We start from the raw sequence: 26462 nt of genomic DNA on the forward strand, positions 1-26462 counted from the left end.
TAACGAAGAATCTCTTGAAATCGGAGACCAACCTCTACCGTCATTCTGAGGCAAGCCAGAATAGAATCTTAAACAAACAACAAATCTTAATGGCGTAACGAAGAATCTGCCCAAAGTATATACTAAATTATAAATCCTCGTACAAATCTTTCCACTCAGGATTAATCGAATTTAACAAATCTTCTTTCTTCCTTCTCACCCACCCCTTCAACTTCTTCTCCCTAACAATTGCCTCTTCTATACTATGAAAGCTTTCATAATAAACTAATTTTTCTAAATTGTATCTCGCACTAAATGATTTTGGATTTTTCTTATTTCTGTGCTCGCTTATTCTAGCTATTAAATTTGACGTAACACCAATATATAATGTGGTGTGATTTTTATTGGTTATTATATAAACTGAACCACCGCGTTCCATGACTCTGATATCTAAAATAAACCTTTGTACATACTATGGGCAGATTCTTCGCTCGAAGCATCGCTCAGAATGACGTTACACATTAAACCTAAAGTGCATCACATCACCATCCTGCACTATATATTCTTTTCCTTCAATACCTAACTTACCCGCATCTCTGCAAGCACTTTCGCTTCCTAATGTGATGAAATCATTATAATGTATTACCTCGGCACGGATGAATCCTTTTTCAAAATCGGTATGGATAACCCCGGCAGCTTGTGGAGCTTTATAACCTCTATATATGGTCCAAGCTCTCACTTCTTGCACACCTGCAGTGAAGTAGGTTTGTAAATCTAAAAGTCTGTATGCTGCTTTAATTAATTTTGAAACACCTGATTCTTTCAAACCCATGCTGCTCAAGAAATCCAACTGATCTTCCAAACTTTCCAAATCAGTAATTTCACTTTCTATTGCAGCAGATATTATAATACATTCTGCATTCTCACTTTTAATTGCTTCCAATACTTTTTTCACATGATCATTGCCCTCAACTACTGCAGCTTCATCCACATTGCAAACATATAATACGGGTTTGCTCGTGAGCAATTGAAAAGTATCTACAATCTCTTTTTCTACATCAGTCAATTCTACAGTTCGTGCAGATTTTCCCTGCTCCAAAACATCCTTAATTCTTTCAATCAATTCTACTTCTTTCTTCGCGTCTTTATCTTTCGTAGCTTTATTCCAACGGGATTTTAAAGTCTCCAAATCTTTCAACTGAAGTTCAGTATCTATAATTTCTTTATCACTAACGGGGTCCACTTTTCCATCCACATGTATTACATTCGGGTCATCGAAACAACGGAGTACATGTATAATAGCATCGGTATTTCTAATATTCCCCAAAAACTGATTGCCCAATCCTTCGCCTTTGCTGGCACCTTTTACGAGGCCTGCAATGTCTACTATCTCGACAGTTGTTGGCACTACTTTTTGAGGATTTACGATAGCTGAAAGTTTTTCCAAACGCTCATCGGGCACGGTGATAACGCCCACATTGGGCTCGATGGTGCAAAAAGGAAAATTGGCTGCCTGTGCTTTGGCATTGGAGAGACAGTTGAAAAGGGTTGATTTACCTACGTTTGGCAAACCCACGATACCGCATTGTAAAGACATATATTATAATGGTTAAGATGAATGGTTAATGGTTAATGAATATGCGTTGGTGCTAGTATTATTATCCATTTTTCGCGGCAAAGATAGGGATTAAAAACTCTGTATAACACTGTGCAATACTCTGTGTAACTCCGTGGTTAGTTTTTTACAACAGAGTAACACAGAGTTTCAAAGAGTGAAAAACTTATTTGCCGCAAAACCATCCATCCCCTAAATTTGCCCTCACAAAAGCCGTCCTAGCTCAGTTGGTAGAGCAACTGTTTCGTAAATAGTAGGTCGAGGGTTCGAATCCCTTGGATGGCTCAAGGGATATTTTATCCGCCGCGGTTGATTATATTTGGAATTTTTTATTTTATATTTCATTTAATACCGATACTCAATATATAATAGTCCAAAAGAAAGGGACTAAATGTATTGTAGTTCGTTATTACCATTCTAAAAACTAAATCCGCCACAGGCGGAGGACTATTTTAGTTTAAGAATTGGTATAATATATCATTGAATAATAATATCTGATACGATTCTCAGTCATAAATTTTCTTGATAATTCCCCTTGTTTTATCAAATTTATGTTTTACATTTGTTTTAAGTAATTAACCAAAATATTTATGAATACAAGAATTATTAAGCTGTTTTTTACAGAAATCATTTTAGCTGCGGCTTTGCCTAGCATGGCTCAAGATCACAAACAATGGTGCAAGTATATATATAAGTCCGGGTACAACGCTACACTCTGGAGGCAATTTAGTCCATGCAGCAGGAAGCACGATCAAAAACTCGGGAACCCTCACTGTGAGTGGTAATTTGACCCATGAAGCTACACTAAATGGGAATGGCAAAATAGAAATGATGGGCACCACTGCTCAAACGATTGATATGGGCAGCGACAGTGCTTATGATTTGGTGATAAACAATACGGCCAATACCACGCTCATTAATTCCATAGTTATATTAGACAACCTCGATTTCTCCAATGGTAAGGTGATACTAGGTTCCTATAATATGAATTTGGTAGAAGCCGCAAACGTGAGCAACTATTCATCAAGTAAATATATAGTAACAGATGGTACCGGAAGTTTAATACAAAATGGAATTGGCACTAGTGGCCGCACTGGAAGTATTGATTTCCCTATTGGAGCAAGCACTAGTTCGTATAATCCTGCTACTATAAATAACAGTGGAACGAAGGATAATTTTTCGGTAAAAGTATATCCCACAATATATAATAGTTATAGTGGCGGAGTAGGCAGTGGTGGCTCATTGAGCAGTACAGAAGAAGTAGATCGCACTTGGATTATTAACGAAGCAACCAATGGTGGCAGCAATGCTACACTTACTTTACAATGGAATGCAAGTGATGAAGATGCATCTTTTTCGCGTAACAATTGTGCTATTGCCTATTATGATGGTACAACTTGGGTAAGGAATATAAATGGTGCAGCAGCCACTGGTTCTAATCCTTATACCCGTTCAGTTTCGGGAGTAGCGGAATTTGCAAATACACCCTACGGATTGGGAAGCAATAATTCTCCATTACCCGTTCAGTTCCTCGATTTTGATGTAGTAAAACAAAATTTCGATGCCCATATTACTTGGTCAACAGCCCTTCAATACAATACCAATAATTTTGAAGTGGAACGTAGTTTCGATATGATACATTTTGAAACAATAGGTTCACTTCCCGCATTAAAAAATTCAAGCACAAACAGTTATTATACTTTCGACGATAAAGCCATTTTACAATATATGATAGGTAATAATTTGCCCTATGTATATTATCGAATAAAAGAAAACGATAAAGATGGTAAATCTCAAAGCACTGCGGTAAAATCCTTGAATATATCGAGTAATGCTACTGCAAGTATGAGTATGGAAAGTGTGAAAGTATTACCTAATCCGTATTCAGATAATTTTGCTATATTATATACGATGAACAGCAATATGCATATCGATTTTAGGTTATTGGATGTTAATGGCAAACTTATATATACCCAAAGTGCAAATGCTTTAAAGGGTATCAACCAATTTGATTTTAAAGGTTTTGACCACTTGGCATCAGGTTTATATATGATAGAAGCTCGAATGCAAAATGGCGAAAAGCAATTGTATAAAATTATGAAGAATTAAGAAATTTTTCTTTATCTATTTTCTCAATATTTCTTTCCCATTGGTTTCTTGCAGGGTAATTTTTGTTCATTATCTTTGAACCTTTAAAAAAATCATTTTCATGGCTAAAAATTTACTCATCATAGCAGGCATATTTTTGTTTACCTGCTCCATGCGAACAAATAACAAAGAATCATTTGAAGGTATTATAACATATAAAATTACTTATACACCTAAAAATCCCGATAAAAGATATAATGACTACCAACAGAAAAAATTTGGTGATACCTTGGTTTTATATATATCTAAAAATGGGGATTTTAAAAAGGAATATCCTACAAGTGGCGAAATGGGCTACGACTATTATACTTATTTAACACGAACAAATAAAGCTTATCTCAAATGGAGAAACCAGGATACTTTGGCCACTTATGATTGTTCGTTGAATAGCTTAAAAATAAAAAGTGAAATAGAAAAGCCTTCTGAAACAATACATAACATTGTATGTAAAGGTTATTGCATCACACTTGTAGACAGCAGTAACAGCAGAAGGCCCATGCTTGCTATACTTACTTATTATTACCCATCGAACAAAGAATATATAGACCCTAAATTATATACACAGCACCACGATTTTTTCTATAATAAAACTATGAATAAAATACAAGCTCCTTATTATAAACATACCTTGGATATGGGAAGCTATGAAGTTACTTTTGAACTCGTAAAAATTCAAGCTAAGGAATTATCTCCAGTCGTGTTTAAAATTAATTAGAAACTAGGAGTAAGGGCCATTCGGCGAAAGCAATCCTTACCCCTTCAGCCTATCCCTATCCCCTTATTCCTTAACCCTTTCCCTCCCCTTGGGGAAAACTCAGTACACTACCTAAAAGCTTCATCCTTTATTTTTGCAGTTCATGCAGAAATTGATTTCTTTATATATATATGTTTTCTTAAGCTCGAGCACCTTGTATGCACAGTACTTGCCAAACTTGCCGATTGGAATTGAAGGTGAGCATTGGGTAGATTCAGTATTTAAAACACTCACTCCTGAGCGAAAAGTGGGTCAGTTATTTATGATCTCTGAATTTAGTGACAGTGCTCAATCGTTAGCTATAGAAAATGAGTGCTTGATAAAAGACTACGGCATTGGTGGCTTATGTTTTTTTAAGGGAGGCCCGATGCGTCAAGCAATATTATGCAATAAACTACAATCGTATTGTAAAGTACCTATGCTTATCTCTATGGATGCCGAGTGGGGATTAGCCATGCGACTCGATAGTGTAATTAGTTATCCAAAACAAATGGCATTGGGAACTGTAGCTAATGAAAAACATTGTTATATATTGGGCAAACAAATGGCGGAGCAATGCCAGAGACTAGGCGTTCATATTAGCTTCTCGCCAGTTGCCGATGTAAATAACAATCCGCTGAATCCAGTTATTGGTGACCGCTCATTTGGCGAGGACAAAGAGAAAGTTTCAAAACGTGCGGTACAATATATGAAAGGTTTGCAAGAGGGGCATGTGATGGCATGTGCGAAACATTTTCCCGGGCATGGAAATACAGAATCCGATTCACATTTAGATTTACCTATCATACACCAACCTATTGCAGAAATTGATACCGTAGAATTATATCCTTTCCGTCATTTATTTGCCGCTGGTGTCGCTTCTGTAATGGCCGCACATTTATATATACCAGCTATTGATAGTACGCAAAATACTGCTACTTCTATATCAGAAAAAGCAGTAACGGAATTATTGAAAACCAAATTAGGCTATACTGGATTGGTAATTACCGATGGACTTGCCATGAAAGGTGTTGCAAAATTTTATACCCCTCACGAACTTGCCCTTAAAGCACTCAAAGCAGGTAATGATATATTATTGTGTGCCGAAGATGTGCCGCAATCAGTAAGTTACATTTTGGATGCTGTAAAAAAAGGGAAGCTTAAAATGAGTGAAATAGATATCAGCGTGAAGAAAATTCTGGCTGCAAAATATTGGGTAGGCCTGGCAAATTACAAAGCTATTGATACCGCCAATTTATATAATGGTTTGAACAAACCAGACTATTATGAGGCAAGGCAATTGATGGCACAAGATGCTGTATGTTTGGTTAATCTTCATAATAAACTATTGCCCTTGAAACCTGGTCAAAAAATTATAGCTGTTTCAGTGGGAACAGGCAAACTCACAAGATTTCAAGAGATGTTGAGTTTATATACTCCAATGCAAATATTGGCCTTGGATAAATATCAGGGAACTGCCTATTTTGATTCTATCATACAAATCCTTAAAAAGGCTGATGTGGTAATTGCCTCGGTACAAAATACCAGCAGGTTTCTTACCAAACAGTTTGGGCTAACTAGCAACGAAATTAATTTTGTAAATGCACTTCCGCGTAACAAAACGCTACTGGTACATTTTGGAAATGTATATGCCTTGGATTCTTTCGAAAATTTTAGAAATATCATCAATGCAAATGAAGATTGGGAACACTATCAGGAGGCTGCTGCACAGCTAATTTCGGGAAGTATATTTCGCATGGACCAAGCCACTTTGCCAGTTTCAGCATCCAAAGAATATAGTTATAATATGGGTGAAGGTTTTCCATTTTTACGCCGTCCGTATCACGATCTCAATAATACAAGTGCAAAATTACTCGAGCATAAAATAGATAGTATTGTGAAAGCCGCAATAGATTCGCAAGCTACTCCAGGCTGCCAAATACTGGTTTCGCACCAAGGCCGATTGGTATTGCATAAAGCTTATGGAACCCATACTTATATAGATAGCCAATTGGTGAAATTAAATGATATATATGATATTGCTTCTGTAACCAAAATTATGTCGACCACCCTTGCAGTAATGAAATTGGTGGAGAATGGTGATATTAAATTGGATGAAAAATTGAGTACGTATTTGAAAGATCTACGTAAAACAAACAAGAAAGATATCATACTTAAAGATGTGCTCACACACCGTGCTGGCTTGCAGGAATGGATTCCGTTCTATCAATACACACTCATGGATAAGCAACCCAGTCCTTATATATATATGAACCGCAAATATGAGGACTATACTATACAGGTAGCCGATAGTTTATGGATGAATGAAAAGTATATTGATACGATATGGCAAACAATATATAAATCGACATTAATAGAGCCTGGCAAATATGCTTATAGTGATATTGGTTTTATATTATTACAAAAACTGGTAGAAAAAGTGAGTGGCAAAAAATTGGATAACTATATGAATCATAATTTCTATGAACCCATGGGGTTTGCAACCATGACATATAATCCGATGGAAAAATTTACTAAGCAAAAACTCATAGCAACAGAAAATGATAGTGCTTTTAGAAGGCAGCTTATACACGGATTTGTACACGATCCTGCTGCTGCAATGATGGGCGGCGTGGCTGGCCATGCTGGGGTTTTCTCCAATGCTTTTGATATATTTCAAATCATGCAAATGTTGATGAATAATGGAAGCTATCAAGGTAAAACATATTTCAAACCCGAAACTGTGGCATTGTTTAATAAAGCACATTTCGCAGGCTTACGCCGTGGCTTGGGCTTCGACAAACCAGAAACTACAGTCGGCAAAGGTAGTCCTTGTACCAAGTATGCATCGCCTGAAACTTTTGGACACCAAGGTTTCACGGGTACCTGCACTTGGGCCGACCCTACCAATAGTATTATAATAGTTTTCTTAAGTAACCGTGTTAATCCCGATGCTGCAAATACGAAACTTAGCAAAATGAATGTGAGAACTGCTATTCAGGATGCGGCGTATGAGGTGTTGGTGAAGTGACGACTTATGATGTATGATGTACCTCGCCGCGGCGAATACGATTTATACCGAAACTCAATATATAATGTCCAAAAAAAGGGGACTAATCCTTTGCTAACGCACTAGCTTGGCGGAGTTATCAATTTGTGCACTGCAAGGCCCAAACTATTTGTCCTCCCGAGGCTAGAGCCTGTGCCGAACTTGTTTCGGTAAAGGATCTCACGCTGCTGAAAATATGCTAAGATTTAGCATGGTAAATATCTCTCCCGCAAGCGTGCAGGAGAGAAAAAACAAAATACTTTAGCATATAATACTAATTCACCACTGCTTCCTTAGCAACAACTGCAGATGCTTTGAAGAAACCGAGAGCATTGCCACTTATATTTCCTTTGTAGGGTGCTGGTGGCGGGGCAAATAAACTTTGCTGGCGTACTGCGTTATTGATCATTTGGAAATAATAATTATATGCATTGGCACTGAGTGAATGAACTTCAACTCTTACCTTATCTCCCTTTTTTACTGGGCGTCCTATATATACATCTTTGGCCTGATTGCCATCAATAAATTGGTCCGTGGTAAAGTTGAGGTCATTCAAAGTATTGAAAGCGGTGTCATTCCTCCAAAAATACGCTATATAATTATCGCCAAGCCCAGCAGGGTCGGTATGGTTTATATTACTGAATTTATTATATGGGTTACCTGGTCTGCCAAATGGAAAATCGATAAAATATAAACTATCAAACTGTGTGGTACGATTCAATTTATCGGTTGCCACATATTCAGTATTATTATACTTTATTTTTAAGGTATAAGTATTTCCTACTACGCCTTTCATATTTTTACCGACATATATTCCACTTGCCACAGGGTTTTCAACCAAAGTATCAATATTGATATTATCGGTAATAGTAACCAAGTCAGCTTTCACTTTTGGATTTGCCATAGTATCGAAATAAGGCAAGCTCATGGTAAGAGTAACCTTTGCCACACTATCACTATATATGTATGCATCCACTACCAAATTGCTTTGTTGATCTTTGGGTAAATCTACTTTTATCACATCCTCGCATGAAGAGAATAGCAGCGTAGTACCTATTAATATATATAATATTTTATTTTTCATAATCTAGCTTTATTATTTTTCACTGTGTCTGCTTAAAAATTGAAGTTATAGGTTACGGCAGGTATAATAGACCCGAATACTGAAATCCTTACTGCTTCAGTCAGTTTGGTATCGGTGTTTTGTCGAAAATATACAGAATACGCATTACGTCGTGAAGTAACATTATATGCTGAGAATACCCACTCACCCTGCCAATACTTCCTTTTGCGTGGTTTAAAACTAGCCGAGAAATCTATCCTAAAATAATCTGGCACACGAATACTGTTACGTAAACTGGCTTGCCCTAGTAAGTATCCTTGGTAAGTAAATTTCTGAGCCATACCTGTAATTGGTGCACCAGTACTATATACACAATTACTTCCAAAAGTCCATTTTTTTGTGAACTCATACGATGCTGTAATACTTAAATTATTTGTTTTATCATAAGGAGCGAAATACCATTTATCTTCATTAATACCAACTATTTGCCTACGTGTGCGGCTATAGGTATAGCTTATCCAACCCGTAAGTTTTCCTTCCGTTTTGCGAACAAAAAACTCTGCACCATAGCTATATCCAATACCTCTCAGCATCTCAGTTTCAAGAGCAGGATTGGCAATTAGCTGTGCTCCACTTTTAAAATCTATTACATTCATATATTTTTTATAGAATACTTCTACCGATGTTTCATATATATTTCTTTTAAAATTTTGAAAATAACCTAATGCTACTTGGTCGGCCACTTGGGGTTTGAAATAGTTATCGCTAGGCCAATAAATATCTAGAGGAGTTGCTGCACTTGTTTGTGTAATTAAATGTATATTTTGACGGGTTCTATTATAACTTCCTTTTATAGAATTTGAATTTTTCAAACTATATTTAAACGATATCCTCGGCTCAAGCCCTTGGTAAAATTTGATAATTTTTCCTGCATCATACACTGTAGTATCACTAATCTGCGAGGCTATCCTATTATTAGGGTCACTGTAAGTATATACACTTGATTTGCCCATCTGAGCAAAACCATTATATCTAATACCATACTGTAACGTAAGTCTTCTACTAACTGTTTGTTCGTTGCTTATATATAAATTGGGTTCAATCGCAAATTTTTTCTCCATCTTGATTTGGTTGATAAACGAACTTTGCCCCGTTACTGGGTCTGTTTGGCCTGGATTGAAATCATAATATATCATATTGCCGCCAAACAAAAAAGTATTGTTAGAATTTATATAATAAGTATGGTCATATTTAAGGTTATAAAATCTAATATTTGAAATCCATTTAAAGGCACTACTTCCCGAAGTTGAACCTAAGTCATAATTATAATTGCTTACCACACCAGTGATGTTTGCAAAGTGTTTGCGGTTATTATATAAATGGTTCCACCGAACAGTAAGATTTGTATTGCCCCAACTGGTTGCAAACAAATCAGCAAATCCAAAAGCGTCTCTACCATAATAGCCGCTCACATACAATCGGTTTTTCTTGTCCAATATATAATTAAATTTGGCATTAAAATCTGTAAAGTTGATAGAACTTTTTTTCAATTGTGCATTACTTGCAAATGGGAAAAATAAATCAATATAGCTGCGACGAAAAGCAACCATATAGGAGCTTTTGTCTTTTACGATAGGCCCTTCCAACATAACTCTAGAAAATATGGTACCTATGCCTCCACTACCATGAAATTTTTTCATATTCCCATCCTTCATTCTTATATCGAGTACCGATGATAATCTACCACCATAATTGGCTGGAATACCACCTTTGATCAACTTTACATCCTTCACCGCATCAGGGTTAAATACTGAGAAAAAACCCAAGGCATGAGATGAATTATATATGGGTGCTTCATCCTGTAAAATCAAATTTTGATCGACCGAGCCTCCTCTTACATTAAATCCTGTAGCCCCCTCTCCCACTGTAGAAACGCCTGGCAATAATTGTATAGACTTAATTACATCTACTTCGCCCAATACCGCTGGGATTCTCTTAATGGTAGCAGATGATAATTGCACCGTGCTCATCTCTACCTTTTCCACATTTTTATTACTGCGTTTTTCTTTAATTGTTACACTTTCCAGTTCTTTCGTTTGTACCTTAAGTTCTATATTGAGCGTTGTATCAGAAGTTAACTCAAGTAGCTGGATATAACTATCAAAATTTACAGCTATACAATTAATTTCATAACTTCCTTTAGGCAATGATAAAGAGTAGAATCCATAGCTATTAGATAATACTTTATTGTTTCTATCCTTCACTGTAATGCTTGCTCCACTAATGTCTTCACCATTTTGTCCATCTTTTACATGGCCACTAATATTATAAGTTTGTGCTGAAGAAAATAGACTGCCGATTAAAAAGAATGATATTAATATTTTTTTCATATTTGAGGTATATAACGCCGCGAAATTGCTTTTGTTTTAAGTGCCTGAAAAAATATAATTTATAAACCCAAAGATTAATACTCCAAACTGTGTTTTTTGGCTGCTGAAACAAAATATATCCACCTACTGCATAATCCGTTAGTCGTTAATGTAATGAAAACAAGCATTTACTTTGCGTTTTCATTGCATCATCTCATACCCCCTAAGTACAAGATATATATTATTGAAAAAAGTGGCTAAACCACCACAACAGAAAAAATTAATTATTTGTTTTTTCGGGATAAAACTTCATGTGCTGGTACATCACATTCGACTCCCAGTAAGTTTTCTCACGTTTACGAAAACCAAATTTCTCATAGAAAGGTATCAATTCAGTTGGGCATCCCAGGGTTAATTGTAAATTTTCGGGGATATCGTCCATCATTTTTTGCAACAAAGCAGCTCCAATTCCTTTGCCTCTCTGATCCTTAAGCACACACATTCTTTCAAACTTATAACCAGACCCACCTTCTCTCCATCTTGATGCTCCAACAGGTTCGTTATTATACAGTGCTATATAATATCTGCATTTGCGTTCCTTATCATAATGGTCATGCTCATCGTTTGGAATCATACCAAGTTCGTCAACAAAAACCGAATTGCGGATTTTGAAATTATTTTCCATGTCGGCAGAACTATCTACCTTTTTAATTTCAATCATGCGTTCAGAGTACTATATAAATTAGGCAGCAAATGTACACAAAAAAGATTGCTAGAAATTCATTTTGTTTAAATTCTATGTCAAATAAATGTTAATTCGTACTGTTGGCAAATTATTAAATCATATTATGAATAAATGCAGCTACTGCTAACCCATATAGAATTTCCTTATCCTGTCAGCCAATTCCCACACATCTATAAAAGAATTATATAAGGGCACCGGGGCAACACGAATCACATCTGGCTCTCGCCAATCTGATATGATATGGTGTTTTTGCAAATATGCATGCAATTTTTTGCCTCTTGCTTTGGCTACTATCGATAGCTGACAACCGCGGTGGTCAGGGTGCTTGGGCGTAAGTATAGAAATATCTTCTATGGCCAAATCATTCAATAAATATTCGAGGTAGCCAGTGAGCAATACACTTTTTTTTCTCAGATTTTTGATTCCTGCTTTGTCAAACATTTCGAGCGATGTACGATGCACTGCCATAGGCAATATTTGTGCATTGCTTAACTGCCAGCCCTCTGCAGTAGGTGTAGGGTCAAATTCTTTTTGCATCAAGAACCTTGTCTTTTCATTATTGCCCCACCAACCCGCAAACCTCGGCAAGGTTTTATCAGCCACATGCTTCTCATTTATATATACACCCGATGTGCCACCTGGGCCAGAGTTCAAGTATTTATAAGTACACCACACAGCAAAATCTACTTTCCATTTATTCAATTGCAAATGCAAATTGCCTGCAGCATGGGCCAAATCGAAACCTGCCAATGCTCCAATATTATGGGCAGCCTCCGTAATTTTATCCATCTCAAATGCTTGACCCGTATAATAGTTTACGCCACCCATCATCACCAATGCAAGACTATCCTTATGCTCTTCAATAGTGCTAATAATATCATCGGTACACAAATTATGTTTGCCTTCTTTGGGTTTTAATTCTATCAACGTTTTTGCAGGATCGAACCCATGAAATTTAATTTGCGATTCGAGTGCATAACGGTCGCTTGGGAATGGATTTGCCTCCATCAAAATTTTGAAACGGGTTTTGGTAGGTCTGTAAAAACTTACCATCATCAAATGCAGATTGGTAGTGAGGTTATTCATCACCACCACCTCTTTATTTTTTGCACCCACCAATCGTGCCGACATGGCCGTAAGAAAATGATGGTAGCCGAACCAATCGAACTTGCTTTTGAAATGCCCTTCCACACCCAGCTCTGCCCAAGCATCAAGCTCCTCGTTCACTGCTTTCTTTACGCCTTTAGGTTGCAGACCTAATGAATTTCCACAAAAATATATTTGTTTGTTACCCTTTATTATTGGGAAATGAAACTGCTTGCGATAAGATACTAGTGGATCTTCTTTATCAAGCTGCTTGGCAAATTCTTTATTATTTTGATATTTCATATTATAAATGTCCGTGGTTGTATGTCCTCACCAACCACTAACTTTTTATGCTAATCTTTAAGGTATTAATACAATCATCGATATCTCAACCCTTGCATCCTTAGGCAAACGTGATACCTGCACAGTTTCACGGGCGGGTGGCATCACCGTGAAATAACTTCCATACATTTCGTTGATGGCTGCAAAATCGTTAAGGTCGGTGCAGAAAATAGTAGCCTTCACCACGCTGTCAAAAATGGTTTTAGCCTCAGTGAGAATGGCTTTCAGATTTTCCATTACTTGCTTGGTTTCAGCCTTGATATCACCAGTAACCATAGTACCTGTAGTGGGATTTAAAGGTATCTGACCCGATACGTAAAGCATGTTGCCCACTTTCACGGCTTGGCTATAAGGGCCAATGGGTTGCGGGGCATTTTCAGTTTTTATAACTTCTTTGTGCATAGTTGTTTTATTTTTGCCATTCTTATTAGCCCCCTGACCCCATGAAAATTGTATGCACAGGCACATTGAAGCAGCAAGAAGAACTGCGTGCAAAGTTAAACGATGTTGAGTTATCATATTGTAATGTTGATGAATTTGTTGGTGCAAACCTACAAAATTTTGATTTGATAATTGACCTCGATTTTGATTCCGATCCAATATCAAAAGCAAAAGCTTATAAAAATGTAGAAGGCAAATGTATGATATTGGGTGCAACCAAAACAAATTTATACAGTCATTTTACAGGTTCGAAAAACTATATAATAGGAATTAATAACCTCTGCGGTTTCATCAATAAACCAATTTGGGAAATGACTGCTTTGAATACCGAAAGTGAAAACCAATGGAATATTATAGCTGCTGCTCTTAAACTCGATTGCAAAACTGTGCACGATCGCGTAGGTATGGTATCTCCACGGGTTATTTGTATGATAATAAATGAGGCCTATTATACCGTGCAAGAAGGCACTGCCAATAAAAGTGATATTGATATTGCGATGAAATTGGGAACGTCATATCCCTATGGACCTTTTGAGTGGGCAGGAATTTTAGGATTGAAAAATGTATATGATGTTTTATCATCTGTATATGAGGATACGAAGGACGAACGATATAAGATTTGTCCGATGCTGAGGAAAGAAGCGACATTATAAAACTCTGTGAAACTCTTTGTGTTTTTTTTACTCTGTGTTTCGCCGGCGGCGAACTGTGGTAAAAAAATACACACAGAGGTTAGCACAGAGTTTCACAGAGGTTTCTTTACAACAGTAAGAGTGGTAACAGACAGAGCCAAAACTATAAATATTATAAAGCTAATTTCAAATGGTTTTGGCCAAATCCAATTAGTTATTATACCAATTCTTAAACTAAAATAGTTCTCCGCCTGTGGCCGATTTGGTTTGTAGAATGGTAATGCCGTAATGAACACCAAAGGAATAGTAATTTTATTTGAAAATAAAAATGGTTTATATATAGTGTAAGCTATAACAAATAAACAGAATAAAACAAAAATTGATACAAAGAAATAATTTGGAAAAAGCCCAAACATAATAAATAATACCGAAACTCAATATATAATAGTCCAAAAAAAGGGGGACTAATTCCCCCGAATCCCGATAACTATCGGGATTAAGCGGGGCTTTCGGGAAGTAGTTCGGCATTACCATTCTAAAAACTAAAATAGTCTTTTGGACTATTTTAGTTTAAGAAATGGTATAATATTACAGGACTCCAATATGCTCTCCAGATATTTGTATAAAACAATAAGATAGTATAGCTACAACTTTAAGAATATCTAATAGCATCATAACAACCTACTACTTCTCATCATACACCATACTATTGTCCATCAATATCTGGGCAATGTGGGTTGTATATCCTTTAAAGGATGCATACTTAATTCTATTCAAAAAGTGAAAATAATCTTCTTTTTTTGTATATCTTTTTCTTTGCCATTCGTCATAATAATCTACACAATCTTGCCACTTATCAAATTCCATACATTGGCCTGGGCCAGCCATAAAACCAAATAGATTATTTTTTTGCAGACAACAACTGGTGCAAGTAAAGTATCCTGTTTCTACCATCGCTTGTGCCCATACCACTTTGGGCCATTTAATACCTTTGAGTCTCACATACTTCATCACATTGGCGGGCGTGAGAATACTGTCTACCAACATCACTGGATCACGATATAGATGACCTATATGTTTTTGCAAAGAATCATTGGATAAATTGAGAGCAGCTATCTCTTTTGTCATCTTATCTATTCTGGTAAGAAACAAAATATTTGTTATTAAAACAATAAGTAGCAATAGTTTTATCCAGTTTCTTTTTGACATAGGCTATAAATTGAAGTTTTGCAAATGTATAGGTTGGGTGTGAAAGAAAACCCACAACTTATCAAGGGGGATTTGGTTCGCCGCCGGCGAATGGGGGATGACGCCGAATTTCGCTGACGCATCTATTATTTGCTGGATAGGAAAGCCCCGCGAAGCATCATTCTGGGTGGGCTTCGAGCGAAGAATCTCTAAAGTATAGTACCGCCATTTATGAGATTCTTCGCATTGAAGCAAGTACGATAGCTATCGCACTCAGAATGACGGTACGCTATTTCGTTACCACAAATTTAGAAAGGTACTTACCATTCAAATTCAACATATACAATCCTGCATTCCAATTGGAAACATTTAAAGTTATAGTAGCTTCATTTACCGATTGCTCATGAACCAATTTGCCGTTCATATCATATATTTTCATTCGGCCATTTGCTACAGCCACAGGCTGTGTGAATTGAATATATAATAAAGTATTTGCGGGATTGGGATATATGCTCACATTATCTGTTACATTAATTGGATAAATACTTACTGGCTTAACTCTCAAAGGACAAGGCGTTGTGTATCTAAAGCCAGGGGAACCTTCCTCGCAGCCTGCAAACCAATAAATAGATGAATAAGGTTTGGATGTCTTGAACATATTCTCCATTGTAAATCCTTGTGCATTACTACTAGACACATATCCATTTGTATAGAAATTACTATACATTAATTGGGTATCTTTATTGTATATAAATATGACGTCACTGTCATTCGCTAAACTAAAATTGGGAATATATACAATATTGGATTGGAAAATGCTATTCCGACTATTATACAAAGCGGTATCTCCAACTATTACCATAAATGAATCAGCTTGTACCAAAGTGTTTGCAGGTATTTGCCACCAAGTATGATAATCTTTTGTGCGGATATAACTCCCACTCAAATCCATTATTTGTTTATTGGGATTATAGAGTTCCACCCAATCTCCCGCATCTTTAGTAGGGAAACTATTATAGTTAATTTCTGAAACTATAATTGTGTCCTTGCAAGTATTATTGGGTCTTCCCGGGGTTCCTCCAAAACATCCTGCACTCCAATAAGAATTATTAATTAGGTGAAGAACACTAGCAGTATTATTGACCGTATGCCCGAAATGTATGGCACCAATTGAAATAGAATCTGGATTATTATAATAGATGACATCACCTCCAACTATATAGTAATAATCAGTGATGCTTAAACTTCCATCCAGTAAATCTGGATTTTTAGTAAACTGCAAATCTGCCACAACATTTGGATGCCATTTCTTAAATTTAGAAGTATCACTACATAATAAGATATAAGAATTTGCCTTCATAATATAATTATTGGGGAAACGTAATAAAATATTGTGTTGATCGTTTAGAATAGCCCAATTAGAGATATCTCTATCGCTGGTATCTTTATTATATAATTCCACCCATATCCCCTCATCTCTTGCACTATCGGGCCACAAGCTAAGTTCGTTAAAAACTATCTTCGCATTCAATGAAGGCCAGCAATCTGCACCTATAGCCTTACCTGGTGTTCCATTCTCACAAGATATTCTCCACGATGAAGCTTTTTCTGGATTAAGTGTATCATTATACATATTTAAAGTATAACCAAATCCATTTGCCAAAGTATCATAAGGTAGTTTATTTTCATAAATATTTGAGTACACCAATTTACCTGTATTATTATATACTTTAATGATGCCTAAAGTATCATTCAAACTAAAAGAATTATTTACTAAATAGTTTCGGATAAAGAAATGATTGAAAAATTTCGCACTATCAGCCACTATAGCCAAATATGATTTAGCACCTAAAATGGTATTTGCTGAAACTATAATACTGTCCTTATTTGTATGTATTTCATATCCTGAATAATCAACTACTGCGGTATCAAAATTATATAGTTCAAGCCAGTCACCTGTAATGGTAAAATTATTATTATAACATATTTCACTAATATAATTTGGCTCTCCGCATGCTGTTGGAGTTTGCGACGGCGTAGCGTGCAAACAGCCATCCATCCAATTGATTACACTATTATCGGATGAATCACTATTGACTAATTCTATACTTCTAGTGAGCAAATTCGATTTGGTATATTTGCTAAAATCGAACACAAAAGCTTTTGCTGGATAATTGGTATTGTCTATTATATTTAAGCTATCCTTATTCAGTGATATTTGATAATTAAAATTGCCTATATAATTTGTGATGCTTGGATATTGCTGTTTGAAAGCATTGGTATCGTTACATAAAATAACATTTGACTTTGCTGGCAGAATAGTATTTTTTGCAAAAGTGAGAATCGATGCACCAACTGAATTGGTCATCTTCCAATTACTTATATCGAGTGCGGCAGTATCTCTATTATATAATTCCAACCACTGACCTTCATTATTTTTTGAATCACTTAATAATTTCAATTCCGTAAAAACCAAATTGGCAAATTGACCGGGGTTACAATATTTGGGTTTTGCCTTACCCGGTGAACCCAAGTAACAGCTCAACTGCCAACTACTTCCATAATCTTGATAGATACAGGTATCAATAAAATCAATGGTATAGCCCGTACCTTTTGCTCCCCAAGGGTAGGGGAATGAATCGCTATAATATACTTTTTGCACTGGTGTACCGAAACCATTATATATTCTAATGGCGTCGCCTTTGGCATTAAGTCCATAATTAAACTGACCAATATAATTGCTCACGTTGGGATATATAGTTTTAAACTTAGTTGTATCATTACATACCACTAAATAACCCTTTGGAGGAATACTTATATTATTTTTGATAACAAAAACATCAGTATCGTTATCGTCTTTTATGATATAGTCTTTTAAATTATAGGCTACAGTATCTATATTATGTAGCTCGAACCAATCGCCTGCATCATTATTTTTCTCGGAGCTATAATTTATTTCGCTCACATATAATTTTTCGCTGCAACTAGTTCGTGCCTTACCAGGTGAGCCGCCAATACATCCATCCATCCACGACTTGGGATCGTTAAGATTTGTACCCGGCGTTTTAAGTTCCAAGGTATATCCACGCCCATCGGCACCTTGGGGCCATGCTTTTTTATCGCTATAACCCATTTGAAAAACCTGATAGCTTAGTGCATCAAATAATCTAATAGTTCCAGTATCATTGGGCAGCGACCAATTCATTGGGCCTCTAAAGTTCTTTGCATTGGGATATTTCTTTTTGAACAAAGCAGTATCTTCCACCAAAACTATATATGACCTCGCATTAAGGACTGTATTTGTAGGAACACTGTAACTTCTAAAACCACTGACATCAGTAACCATATAACCCGCAATATTGATATTGGAAGATGAATTATTATATAACTCAATCCAATTTCCACCATCTAAATTGGGATGCGAATTATAATTAAGTTCCGAAACTATGATAGAACTGCTGTAAGTGGACTTGCAGGAAGAGGTAACATTGGGCATATTTTTATCCATCCAATTCATTCTACCTCTTACCCACGTTTTCAGATAATTTATTTCTTGGGCGTAGGTACTTCCTATATAATTATTTGGCCACACATAAGTTCCCAATATCTGCCATTGCTTATAATGACGGCGTTGGGGAACTTCCAATATATCAGCCACAGAATCAATCCAATTATATATGTTTTGTGTTTTTAATAAATCTTTCCTTAAGCTTGTCCATCGGCATTTGAACTGTTTTTTATAATCGGGGTCTTCCAATAACCTATCAAACCAAAACGGTTCTGACGAATACGAGCAGGTACTCCAACCAGTGGTATCGCCACCATTACAGTAATTTGCGTTTCCCAGTGCTATATTAAAATCCCAAATAGGTCCGGCATATAATCGGCCTCCCAAACTATTTTTTTGTTTATATAAAAAACAACTAAGGCGATAAGCATCCACATTATGGGTCATTTCGTTGCATATATAAAAATCGATGAAAGAATTCACATCAATAAATTTATGATAGTTGGTAGAAAGTTTACTGCCATACCCACCCCCATATAATATATTCTCGAAACTATCCATCCACCGTTTGATATAATTGGCTTGTATTTGAGTAATATCTGGGATATCAGGATTTACTGTTTGTATCTCATAGTTTTTACTTCCAGCATAATTCGTAATAGGCGATGTCCAAACCCCATATCCCGATTGTTTCACACGATCTACTTTCATTATATAACCACCCGTTAGGCTATCACCTTTGGTTGTGGATGAAAGAATCTTTGGTATATCCACACGATTCTTATCCCATTTAATTTTTTCCATTACCACATATACACCCACATATTGATTGTTCAAAATGAGTTCGGCAAATTCAGTACGTGAGGCATACCAGCCCATTTGACGCGAAATTTCATATATCAAATTATTACGCATTAAAGTTTTGTCGGTATAAGGCCCAAATAATATCCAATCACTTTCTTTGGGCATACCGAGTATCTTTACATTCCTGCCATTTCCCGCCGAATCGACTGTGCTCCATGCATAACTTCTTTGTGGTTGCCCCGCCGATGATGAACCACGAATTTGTATCGTTATCTTTCCATTATATCCATTAAAACTATCTGTTAAATGATTTTGATCAAAGCCATTATTCACTATCCCCATATCGGCGGTAATAGAAGGATCGTTTGGGATTCCCTGACCATTTGTATTGATAACTATAATAGGTAGGTGCGTGGTTAAAGTAGGCGAGAACCATGTTGGATTTGTTCTATAGTTATTGGTAGTGGTATCATTAATAGCTACGAATAAATAGGGTATACAAGACAAGTCGTTTGAAGCAGCCGATACATTATGAACTTGTATACACAAATAGTTAAAACCATTCAGTAATAAATTATTTAATAATGATTTTTGTATATAATAATACTCCGGCTGTCCACCTTGGTACATCTGAGCTTCGTGACTTCTCCATGCCAACGAATCGTGACGCGGGTTACTTTTATTGCCCATATTTGCACGTGCTATTTCTACGCCATTTAGATATGCTACAAAGCCATCATCATAATCTAAAGCAAGCAAAGCATTATATATTTTTGAGGTATCTTTTATACTAAATTTTCTTATAATATATATCGAAGTTGCCGAAGTACTTATTATGGTAGTGTCATCACCATCGCCAAAACCAAATCCGCCGTATCCCTTACTCCAGTTAGGATTATACGAAGGTTTATACCAATCGGTATCGGGCTCAGTAGTGCCAGGAAAATACGAAAAAGTATCCTTGGGCGATAGTACATTTTCCCAGTGGTCGACCACGTTTTTATGTTTGTATTTCTGAGCGTTTGCATTGGCGGTAAATGCAAGGAAGGCAATTAGGTAAAAATATTTCATGTGAATTTAAAGTGACGCAAATATAAAGAAAAAAGGGGGAAGTGGGAAGCTGGTTCGCCGCGGCGAAGGGAAGTGGGAAGCTAGAAGCTAGAAGCTAGAAGTAGGAAGACCGAAGTTGGTTCGCTGCGGCGAAGGGAAGCTAGTTCGCTGCGGCGAAGGGAAGTTCATTCGGCAAATAATTTCACCTATGGTTTACAGCATTGCTTGCTTACTAGAAAGCACTTCAAAAGGAACTTGTAGCAACTAATTCGGCTAACAAGCTCGGCAGAGGATGTACTCAAATAAGGATGTAGACGAGGATACACAAACAGAAACATCGAAATAAAATTTCAGAACAGAAAAATCCTGTTTGTGAAGTTAAATATTTGTTTTAGATTGCAGGGCGAAAATAAAAAAAGCCCCACAGAGCGTAAACGATGCAGAGCTTAAGAAAATTATCTTCGGCTTAGGCCTTTCGGCACGAGCCTTATTGTGATAAGCTTTCGAATTGCAAAAGTAATTAAAAACAAACAAAACAAAATGGAAAAAATTTTAGGCCTTGATTTAGGAACCAACTCTATCGGTTGGGCAATTAGAGATACCGCTGAACACGAAAATCAGATTATTGATAAAGGTGTCTTAATATTTAAAAAAGGTGTAGGGCAAGATGATAAAGGTAATGAACAGCCAATGGTCAAGGTCAGAACTGAATCCAGAGGAAGAAGAAGAAATTATCAAGCAGAAAAGTATAGGAAGTATGAATTGCTTGAATGTTTGATTGAAACTAAGATGTGTCCACTAACTATTGAGGAGTTAAATGAATGGAGGCATTACAAAAAAGGGACAGGTAGGAAGTACCCTCAATCAAAAGTATTTCATAACTGGTTAAAGTTTGATTTCAATGGAGATGGCAAACCAGATTTTGAACAATTTGGTTTTAGTAAGCATGAAAATTGTTATTTGTTCAGATGGCTTGCAATAAGCGATAAGCCTGAGCATATCAAAATATTTGGAGACAATCCTCAACTTTTGGGGAGAGTTTTTTATCAATTGGTTCAAAGAAGGGGCTATAATAGTCCTGATACAGACGACCCAGAAACCAAATTAATTGAAGATGGAAGAAAAAATCAAATCACAAAGGAGATTGAAGTTGTAGGAGTTAAAGTGATTGAAAATCTAATTAAAGAAAAATACAAAACTTTGGGGGCTGCATTGTATTGGGGTCAAAAAAACAATGAACTGGAAAGCATCAATCACAACAGAATAAGAAACCGTTTTACATATAGAAATTATTTTGAAGATGAGTTGAATTTGATTTTTAAAAATCTTGGCTTTGATAAAGAATCTGATTTCTGCAAAAAAATAAAGAAGTGTATTACATGGCAACGTCCCTTGCGAAGCCAAAAAGGATTGGTTGGCTTTTGCACTTTAGATGCACCATTAAAAAGTAAAACTGGAATCTATTACAAACCAGGTAAAAAAAGGATTCCATTGAGCCATCCACTATATGAAGAGTTCAGAACATGGCAGTTTATGAATAATTTAAAAATTGAGCCGCCAAAAGGAAAGAATAGAATCGAATTTATTAATGAGGTAGTATTTCCTTTGTTTAACCGCAGCACAGATTTCTATACTAAGAATAAGAAGGATAAAAGTGGAAAAATTACTGAAAAAGGGCTAATAACTAAAATTGAAAATGCAGGGGGCAAAGTAATTGCTAAATATGAAAATGATACAGATGATGAGGATGAGGGGGCAAAATGTATTGCGAATACTTTTATATTTAAAATAGCAAAAATATTTGGTAAGAATTGGAAAGAATTACTACAATGGAATGAAACGTTATCTGGGGATGAAAAGAATGGCAAATATTTAAGAGTTGAAGATTTATGGCATTTGGTTTACGATGCACAGATAACAAAAAAACAAACCGATAATCTTGGCGAAAGAATAATCCCTATTCTTAAAAAGCATTTCCCAATCATTGAATTTGATGTGAAAGATTTTGACAAATTTCCTTTGGACAAAGGTTATGCTTCACTAAGTGCCTCAAGTATTCGAAAAGTATTGCCTTATCTGAAACAAGGAATGATTTATTCTCAGGCAGTATTTATAGCCAATCTTGAAAATGTTTTAGGTGGGAAATTAGATGATGAAACATTGAGCCTACTTTCAAATGATTTCAATAAAATTTTAAACCAACACAAAGAAGATAAAACCATTTACGGCTTGGTAAACGAACTCATATCAGATCGACTTTATCATAACGAACGACTATGTATGGGTGATAAATATGTATTGGATGACATTGATAAACGTGATATTGGAAAAAAAATTAAAGACACATACGAATCTAAAGTATGGAAAAAGAAAACCGAAGAAGAAAGGTTAAATATAAACGATGAAGTTGAAAAACACTATCAAACATTTTTCAGGCAACCGTTTGGTGCAGAAAAATCAAAACTGTTTTGTAAGATTTACCGAATTGAAGAAAAGCTAAAGGAACTTTTAATTAATAAATATAAAGCTGACCCTGAAAGAATCAAAAAATATTTGTGGCACCCAAGTGAACAGGAAAAATACTCGCCTGCCTATGTGAAAAAAGATAGCGATGGGAATACCTACAAGGATGAAACAGAAAAGGAAATTTTTTTCTTGGGTGACCCAAATCCAATTAGCTGTGGGTTTAAAAATCCGATGGCAATGAAAACACTACAGATTCTGAAAAAGCATTTGAATTATTTGTTGCAGGTAGGAAAAGTTAATTCTCAGACAAAAATAATAGTTGAAATAGCCAGAGAACTAAACGACCAAAATAAACGAAAAGCAATTCAACTGTTTCAAGGAGACCAAAAAAGGAAACGAGATAAATATAGAAAATTAATTGAGGAGTATTTCAATGAAAATAATACTTCAAACCGAACTATCTCCGAAGTGATGTTAGACCGTTATGAATTGTGGGAAGAACAAACAAAGAAATGTTTATACTGTGCGCAGCCAATAAGTTGTAGTGATTTGATGAATGGTACTGCACAGCTGGAACATACCATTCCTGCGAAGATTTCCAATTGTGATGAATTATATAACCTTACGCTCGCACATCATACATGCAATGCCACAAAAGCAAAAAGATTTCCTACAGAATGGAAAGATAATTTCGAGAACATAAAAAAGAATGTTGCATTCATTTATGCAAAATTCAAAACACATGAAGAAGCATGGAAAGAATCTTACAATAAAGCAAGATCTGCGAGAGATAAAAGTGGTAAGGATACGATAATTCAAAATAGACATTACCAAAAAATGTACATGGATTATTGGAGAAAAAAGTATGAAACGTTCACCATTGAAGAGGTAACCAACCAATTCAGAAGGCAGCAATTAACAGATACGCAAATTATTACCAAGTATGCTTTGCCGTATTTGAGAACCGTATTTGCGAGAGTGGAAGTGCAAAAAGGAATGGCTACAGCAAAATTTAGAAAAATTTTTGAAATTGAACCCAAATTTGGTGAAAAAGACAGAACAGAACATAGTCATCATGCACTAGATGCGGCTGTATTAACGCTTATCCCTCCTCCAAGTATCAGGGAAAATATGATGAAAGATTATAATGATGCGGTAGATAATAATACCATGAATAATTATGTTCATCCCAAACCAAAAAACTGGGATAATTTTCATGAGTCATTTATCACTTCCATGAAGAATGAGATTATTATCAATCATATTTCAGAAGATAAAACCTTAACGCAAAGTTTCAAGTACAAACGGAGAAGAGGTGAAATTGTAAAGGATAAAAATGGAAAGCCAATTATGCAGCAGGGTGCTACTACGAGAGGTAAATTACACGATGAAAGTATTTTTGGAATAATAAAAATGCCTGAGACCGAATTCAGAGAAGGGAAACATCGTTTGAAAATTACTGAGGGCAAACTTACATTTAAACAAAATGAGAAAAGGAAAACGAAAAAGGATTTGTTTGTTGTAAAACGAGTTAAAATCACAGATATTAGTAGTTTTGAGGGATTAGAAAATATCATTGACCCAAATCTTCGGGATTATATTAAGAATGAGATTTCAAAAAGAATGCAAATGCAAGATTCACCCTTTGAAAAAATTATTCTACAGCCCATTTATGCTTATGGTATAACAAAAGATAAAAATCAAAATCCTATTCAACCAATTAGGCATTTAAGGTGTTTAACAACTTGGAATTCTGCTGTAGAGATAAAAAAGGTTGAATCTGCCTTTAAATCAAAAAGAGAACACAAGCAATTTACTTATGCCAATAATGGTGAGCTACCTATTTGTGCTATTTATGAATGGACAGAAAAGGATAAAATAATACGGGAATTAAAACCCATAACCATCTTAGAAATGAGCAAAGCATTTCATTTTGAAAAAAAGAAGGATTATGCCGAACACGAAAAAATAATTACTAAAGGAGCAGGAAAAAATAAAGTTGAGATAGTGAAAAAACTATCAGTCATATTACACAAAAAGCAACAAGTAATTTTTTATAATAAGAATTTAGCAGAATTGAAAGAATTATACATATCAGATAAAACATCTTTTGCAAAAAGAGTTTATACTACCGAAAAATTTGAAGAAGGTAGAATTGTATTCAAGTATCATCTATGTTCTTTAAGTGATAAGGAAATTACTGTTTTAATGGAAGCCAGAGGATTTAAAAACGGTGCTTCTAAAATAGACTATGATAATCCTTTCTTAAAATTAAGAGTTAGCCAAGGTGCTTTAGATATGGCTATTGAAGGAAAACACTTTGAATTAAGACGTGATGGGGAAATAAAATGGATATAAGCTATGACTAACGCGAAAATATTAATTTGGTTATTCTCCCTAATATATATAAAATATTTTATGTACAATAGATGCTTCGCTCAGAATTTATTAAATCATTATCCCTATTAGGTGCTGCGGGTATTATCCCAAAGCATTGATTAAAGATATAAAAGAAGTAGCAGATGATTTGGATATAGTATATACACAGTTAATTGTACAAATAAAACAATGCCCTCTATTCCTCTCAAATAAAAATAAAATAATTGCAAAATATTTCAAAAGAACCATACCTTATTATAGCTTAAAAAATGAATCAAAAAACATCCCCACTCTCACCCGAAAAATATATTAGAACCAAAGCCAGGTCATTACCAATTATTGCCTGCTATATAAACTCCGATTGGAAAGAAGCGGGGATGGCAAATATTATTGTGGTGAGGAAACATAATAACAGCAATCTTACTTTTGGTATCTATTTAGTTGATTTATTTGCCTTAGGCACCAAAGATGCATTATATAGGTTTAATGTTTCAGAAGATGTATTAAAAGATGTACTAAATAATAGTTTTATTGTAGTTGACTATTTATTGGTGCACAATATCATATACGGAGCCAATGCTTTTGCTGAGGAATATGGTTTTAAAGTATGTAAAGAATTTGCACTCGTTCAATATATTTTGGAGGAAGATATAGAGGAAATCGAATTGATGGAGATTGAGTTCGGCAGAGATGGCAAGCCGTTCCTAATCATTTAATTATTTTTAAAATTCACCACAAAACATAAGCTATATTAATAATAAAATGTACCCTATACTTCCGCAACCTGCTTATTTAAAAACCACGAATGGATTAGCTTTGGATTAGCTTTTCCAAAGTTCTACAAATGAATAAATGCAACTATAAA

At 35.5% G+C, this 26462-nt stretch carries 15 protein-coding genes and 1 tRNA gene; 7 read left to right on the forward strand and 9 right to left on the reverse strand.

The genetic code is table 11. The features are described 5' to 3' along the window. Positions 1-127: 127 nt before the first annotated feature. A complete protein-coding gene (locus SGJ10_02650; protein ID MDZ4757026.1) occupies positions 128-418 on the reverse strand; it encodes a GIY-YIG nuclease family protein in 291 nt (96 codons plus the stop codon). 75 nt (positions 419-493) lie between these two features. Continuing rightward, complete coding sequence (ychF, locus tag SGJ10_02655; protein ID MDZ4757027.1) at positions 494-1576, reverse strand: redox-regulated ATPase YchF; 1083 nt, start codon at positions 1574-1576, stop codon at positions 494-496. Positions 1577-1806: 230 nt separating this feature from the next. Here ychF and SGJ10_02660 point away from each other — a divergent pair. The 4 genes from SGJ10_02660 to SGJ10_02675 all read left to right on the forward strand — a co-directional run bounded on the left by SGJ10_02660 (position 1807) and on the right by SGJ10_02675 (position 7506). Continuing rightward, positions 1807-1879: transfer RNA gene (locus SGJ10_02660), tRNA-Thr, on the forward strand. A gap of 489 nt (positions 1880-2368) precedes the next feature. Next, a complete protein-coding gene (locus tag SGJ10_02665; protein MDZ4757028.1) occupies positions 2369-3703 on the forward strand; it encodes a T9SS type A sorting domain-containing protein in 1335 nt (444 codons plus the stop codon). A 100-nt stretch (positions 3704-3803) separates the two neighbouring features. After that, positions 3804-4457 (forward strand): hypothetical protein, encoded by a 654-nt coding sequence (locus tag SGJ10_02670; protein MDZ4757029.1) that lies wholly within the window; start codon positions 3804-3806, stop codon positions 4455-4457. Between the two features lie 142 nt (positions 4458-4599). After that, entirely contained in the window at positions 4600-7506 is a 2907-nt protein-coding gene (locus SGJ10_02675; protein MDZ4757030.1) for a glycoside hydrolase family 3 N-terminal domain-containing protein, read from the forward strand. 292 nt (positions 7507-7798) lie between these two features. Here SGJ10_02675 and SGJ10_02680 read toward each other — a convergent pair whose 3' ends face one another. From SGJ10_02680 to SGJ10_02700, 5 genes are all read right to left on the reverse strand, one after another. Next, entirely contained in the window at positions 7799-8608 is an 810-nt protein-coding gene (locus SGJ10_02680) for a DUF4249 domain-containing protein (protein ID MDZ4757031.1), read from the reverse strand. A gap of 32 nt (positions 8609-8640) precedes the next feature. Further along, positions 8641-10977, reverse strand: a complete 2337-nt coding sequence (locus SGJ10_02685) for a carboxypeptidase-like regulatory domain-containing protein (protein MDZ4757032.1) — start codon at positions 10975-10977, stop codon at positions 8641-8643. Positions 10978-11236: 259 nt separating this feature from the next. Next, complete coding sequence (locus SGJ10_02690) at positions 11237-11677, reverse strand: GNAT family N-acetyltransferase (protein MDZ4757033.1); 441 nt, start codon at positions 11675-11677, stop codon at positions 11237-11239. A gap of 147 nt (positions 11678-11824) precedes the next feature. Continuing rightward, positions 11825-13090 (reverse strand): kynureninase, encoded by a 1266-nt coding sequence (kynU, locus tag SGJ10_02695; protein MDZ4757034.1) that lies wholly within the window; start codon positions 13088-13090, stop codon positions 11825-11827. A gap of 57 nt (positions 13091-13147) precedes the next feature. Then, positions 13148-13531: a RidA family protein gene (locus SGJ10_02700; GenBank protein ID MDZ4757035.1), complete on the reverse strand. Its 384-nt coding sequence runs from the start codon at positions 13529-13531 to the stop codon at positions 13148-13150. A 41-nt stretch (positions 13532-13572) separates the two neighbouring features. Here SGJ10_02700 and SGJ10_02705 point away from each other — a divergent pair, with 41 nt between their 5' ends. Further along, on the forward strand, positions 13573-14223 hold the full coding sequence (locus SGJ10_02705) for a 3-hydroxyacyl-CoA dehydrogenase family protein (GenBank protein MDZ4757036.1): 651 nt from the start codon (positions 13573-13575) through the stop codon (positions 14221-14223). A 663-nt stretch (positions 14224-14886) separates the two neighbouring features. On the opposite strand, the gene SGJ10_02710 is transcribed toward SGJ10_02705, so the two are convergent. Both SGJ10_02710 and SGJ10_02715 read right to left on the reverse strand, forming a co-directional pair. After that, a complete protein-coding gene (locus SGJ10_02710; protein MDZ4757037.1) occupies positions 14887-15411 on the reverse strand; it encodes a glucosaminidase domain-containing protein in 525 nt (174 codons plus the stop codon). Between the two features lie 268 nt (positions 15412-15679). Further along, on the reverse strand, positions 15680-20773 hold the full coding sequence (locus tag SGJ10_02715) for a lamin tail domain-containing protein (protein ID MDZ4757038.1): 5094 nt from the start codon (positions 20771-20773) through the stop codon (positions 15680-15682). 519 nt (positions 20774-21292) lie between these two features. Between SGJ10_02715 and SGJ10_02720 the strand changes: the two genes are divergently transcribed. Beyond that, positions 21293-25576, forward strand: a complete 4284-nt coding sequence (locus SGJ10_02720; protein MDZ4757039.1) for an HNH endonuclease domain-containing protein — start codon at positions 21293-21295, stop codon at positions 25574-25576. Between the two features lie 290 nt (positions 25577-25866). Continuing rightward, on the forward strand, positions 25867-26313 hold the full coding sequence (locus SGJ10_02725) for a hypothetical protein (protein ID MDZ4757040.1): 447 nt from the start codon (positions 25867-25869) through the stop codon (positions 26311-26313). The last annotated feature ends 149 nt before the right edge of the window (positions 26314-26462 follow it).

The organism is Bacteroidota bacterium (assembly GCA_034439655.1).
In the GTDB taxonomy this organism is placed as follows: domain Bacteria; phylum Bacteroidota; class Bacteroidia; order UKL13-3; family UKL13-3; genus CANJUD01.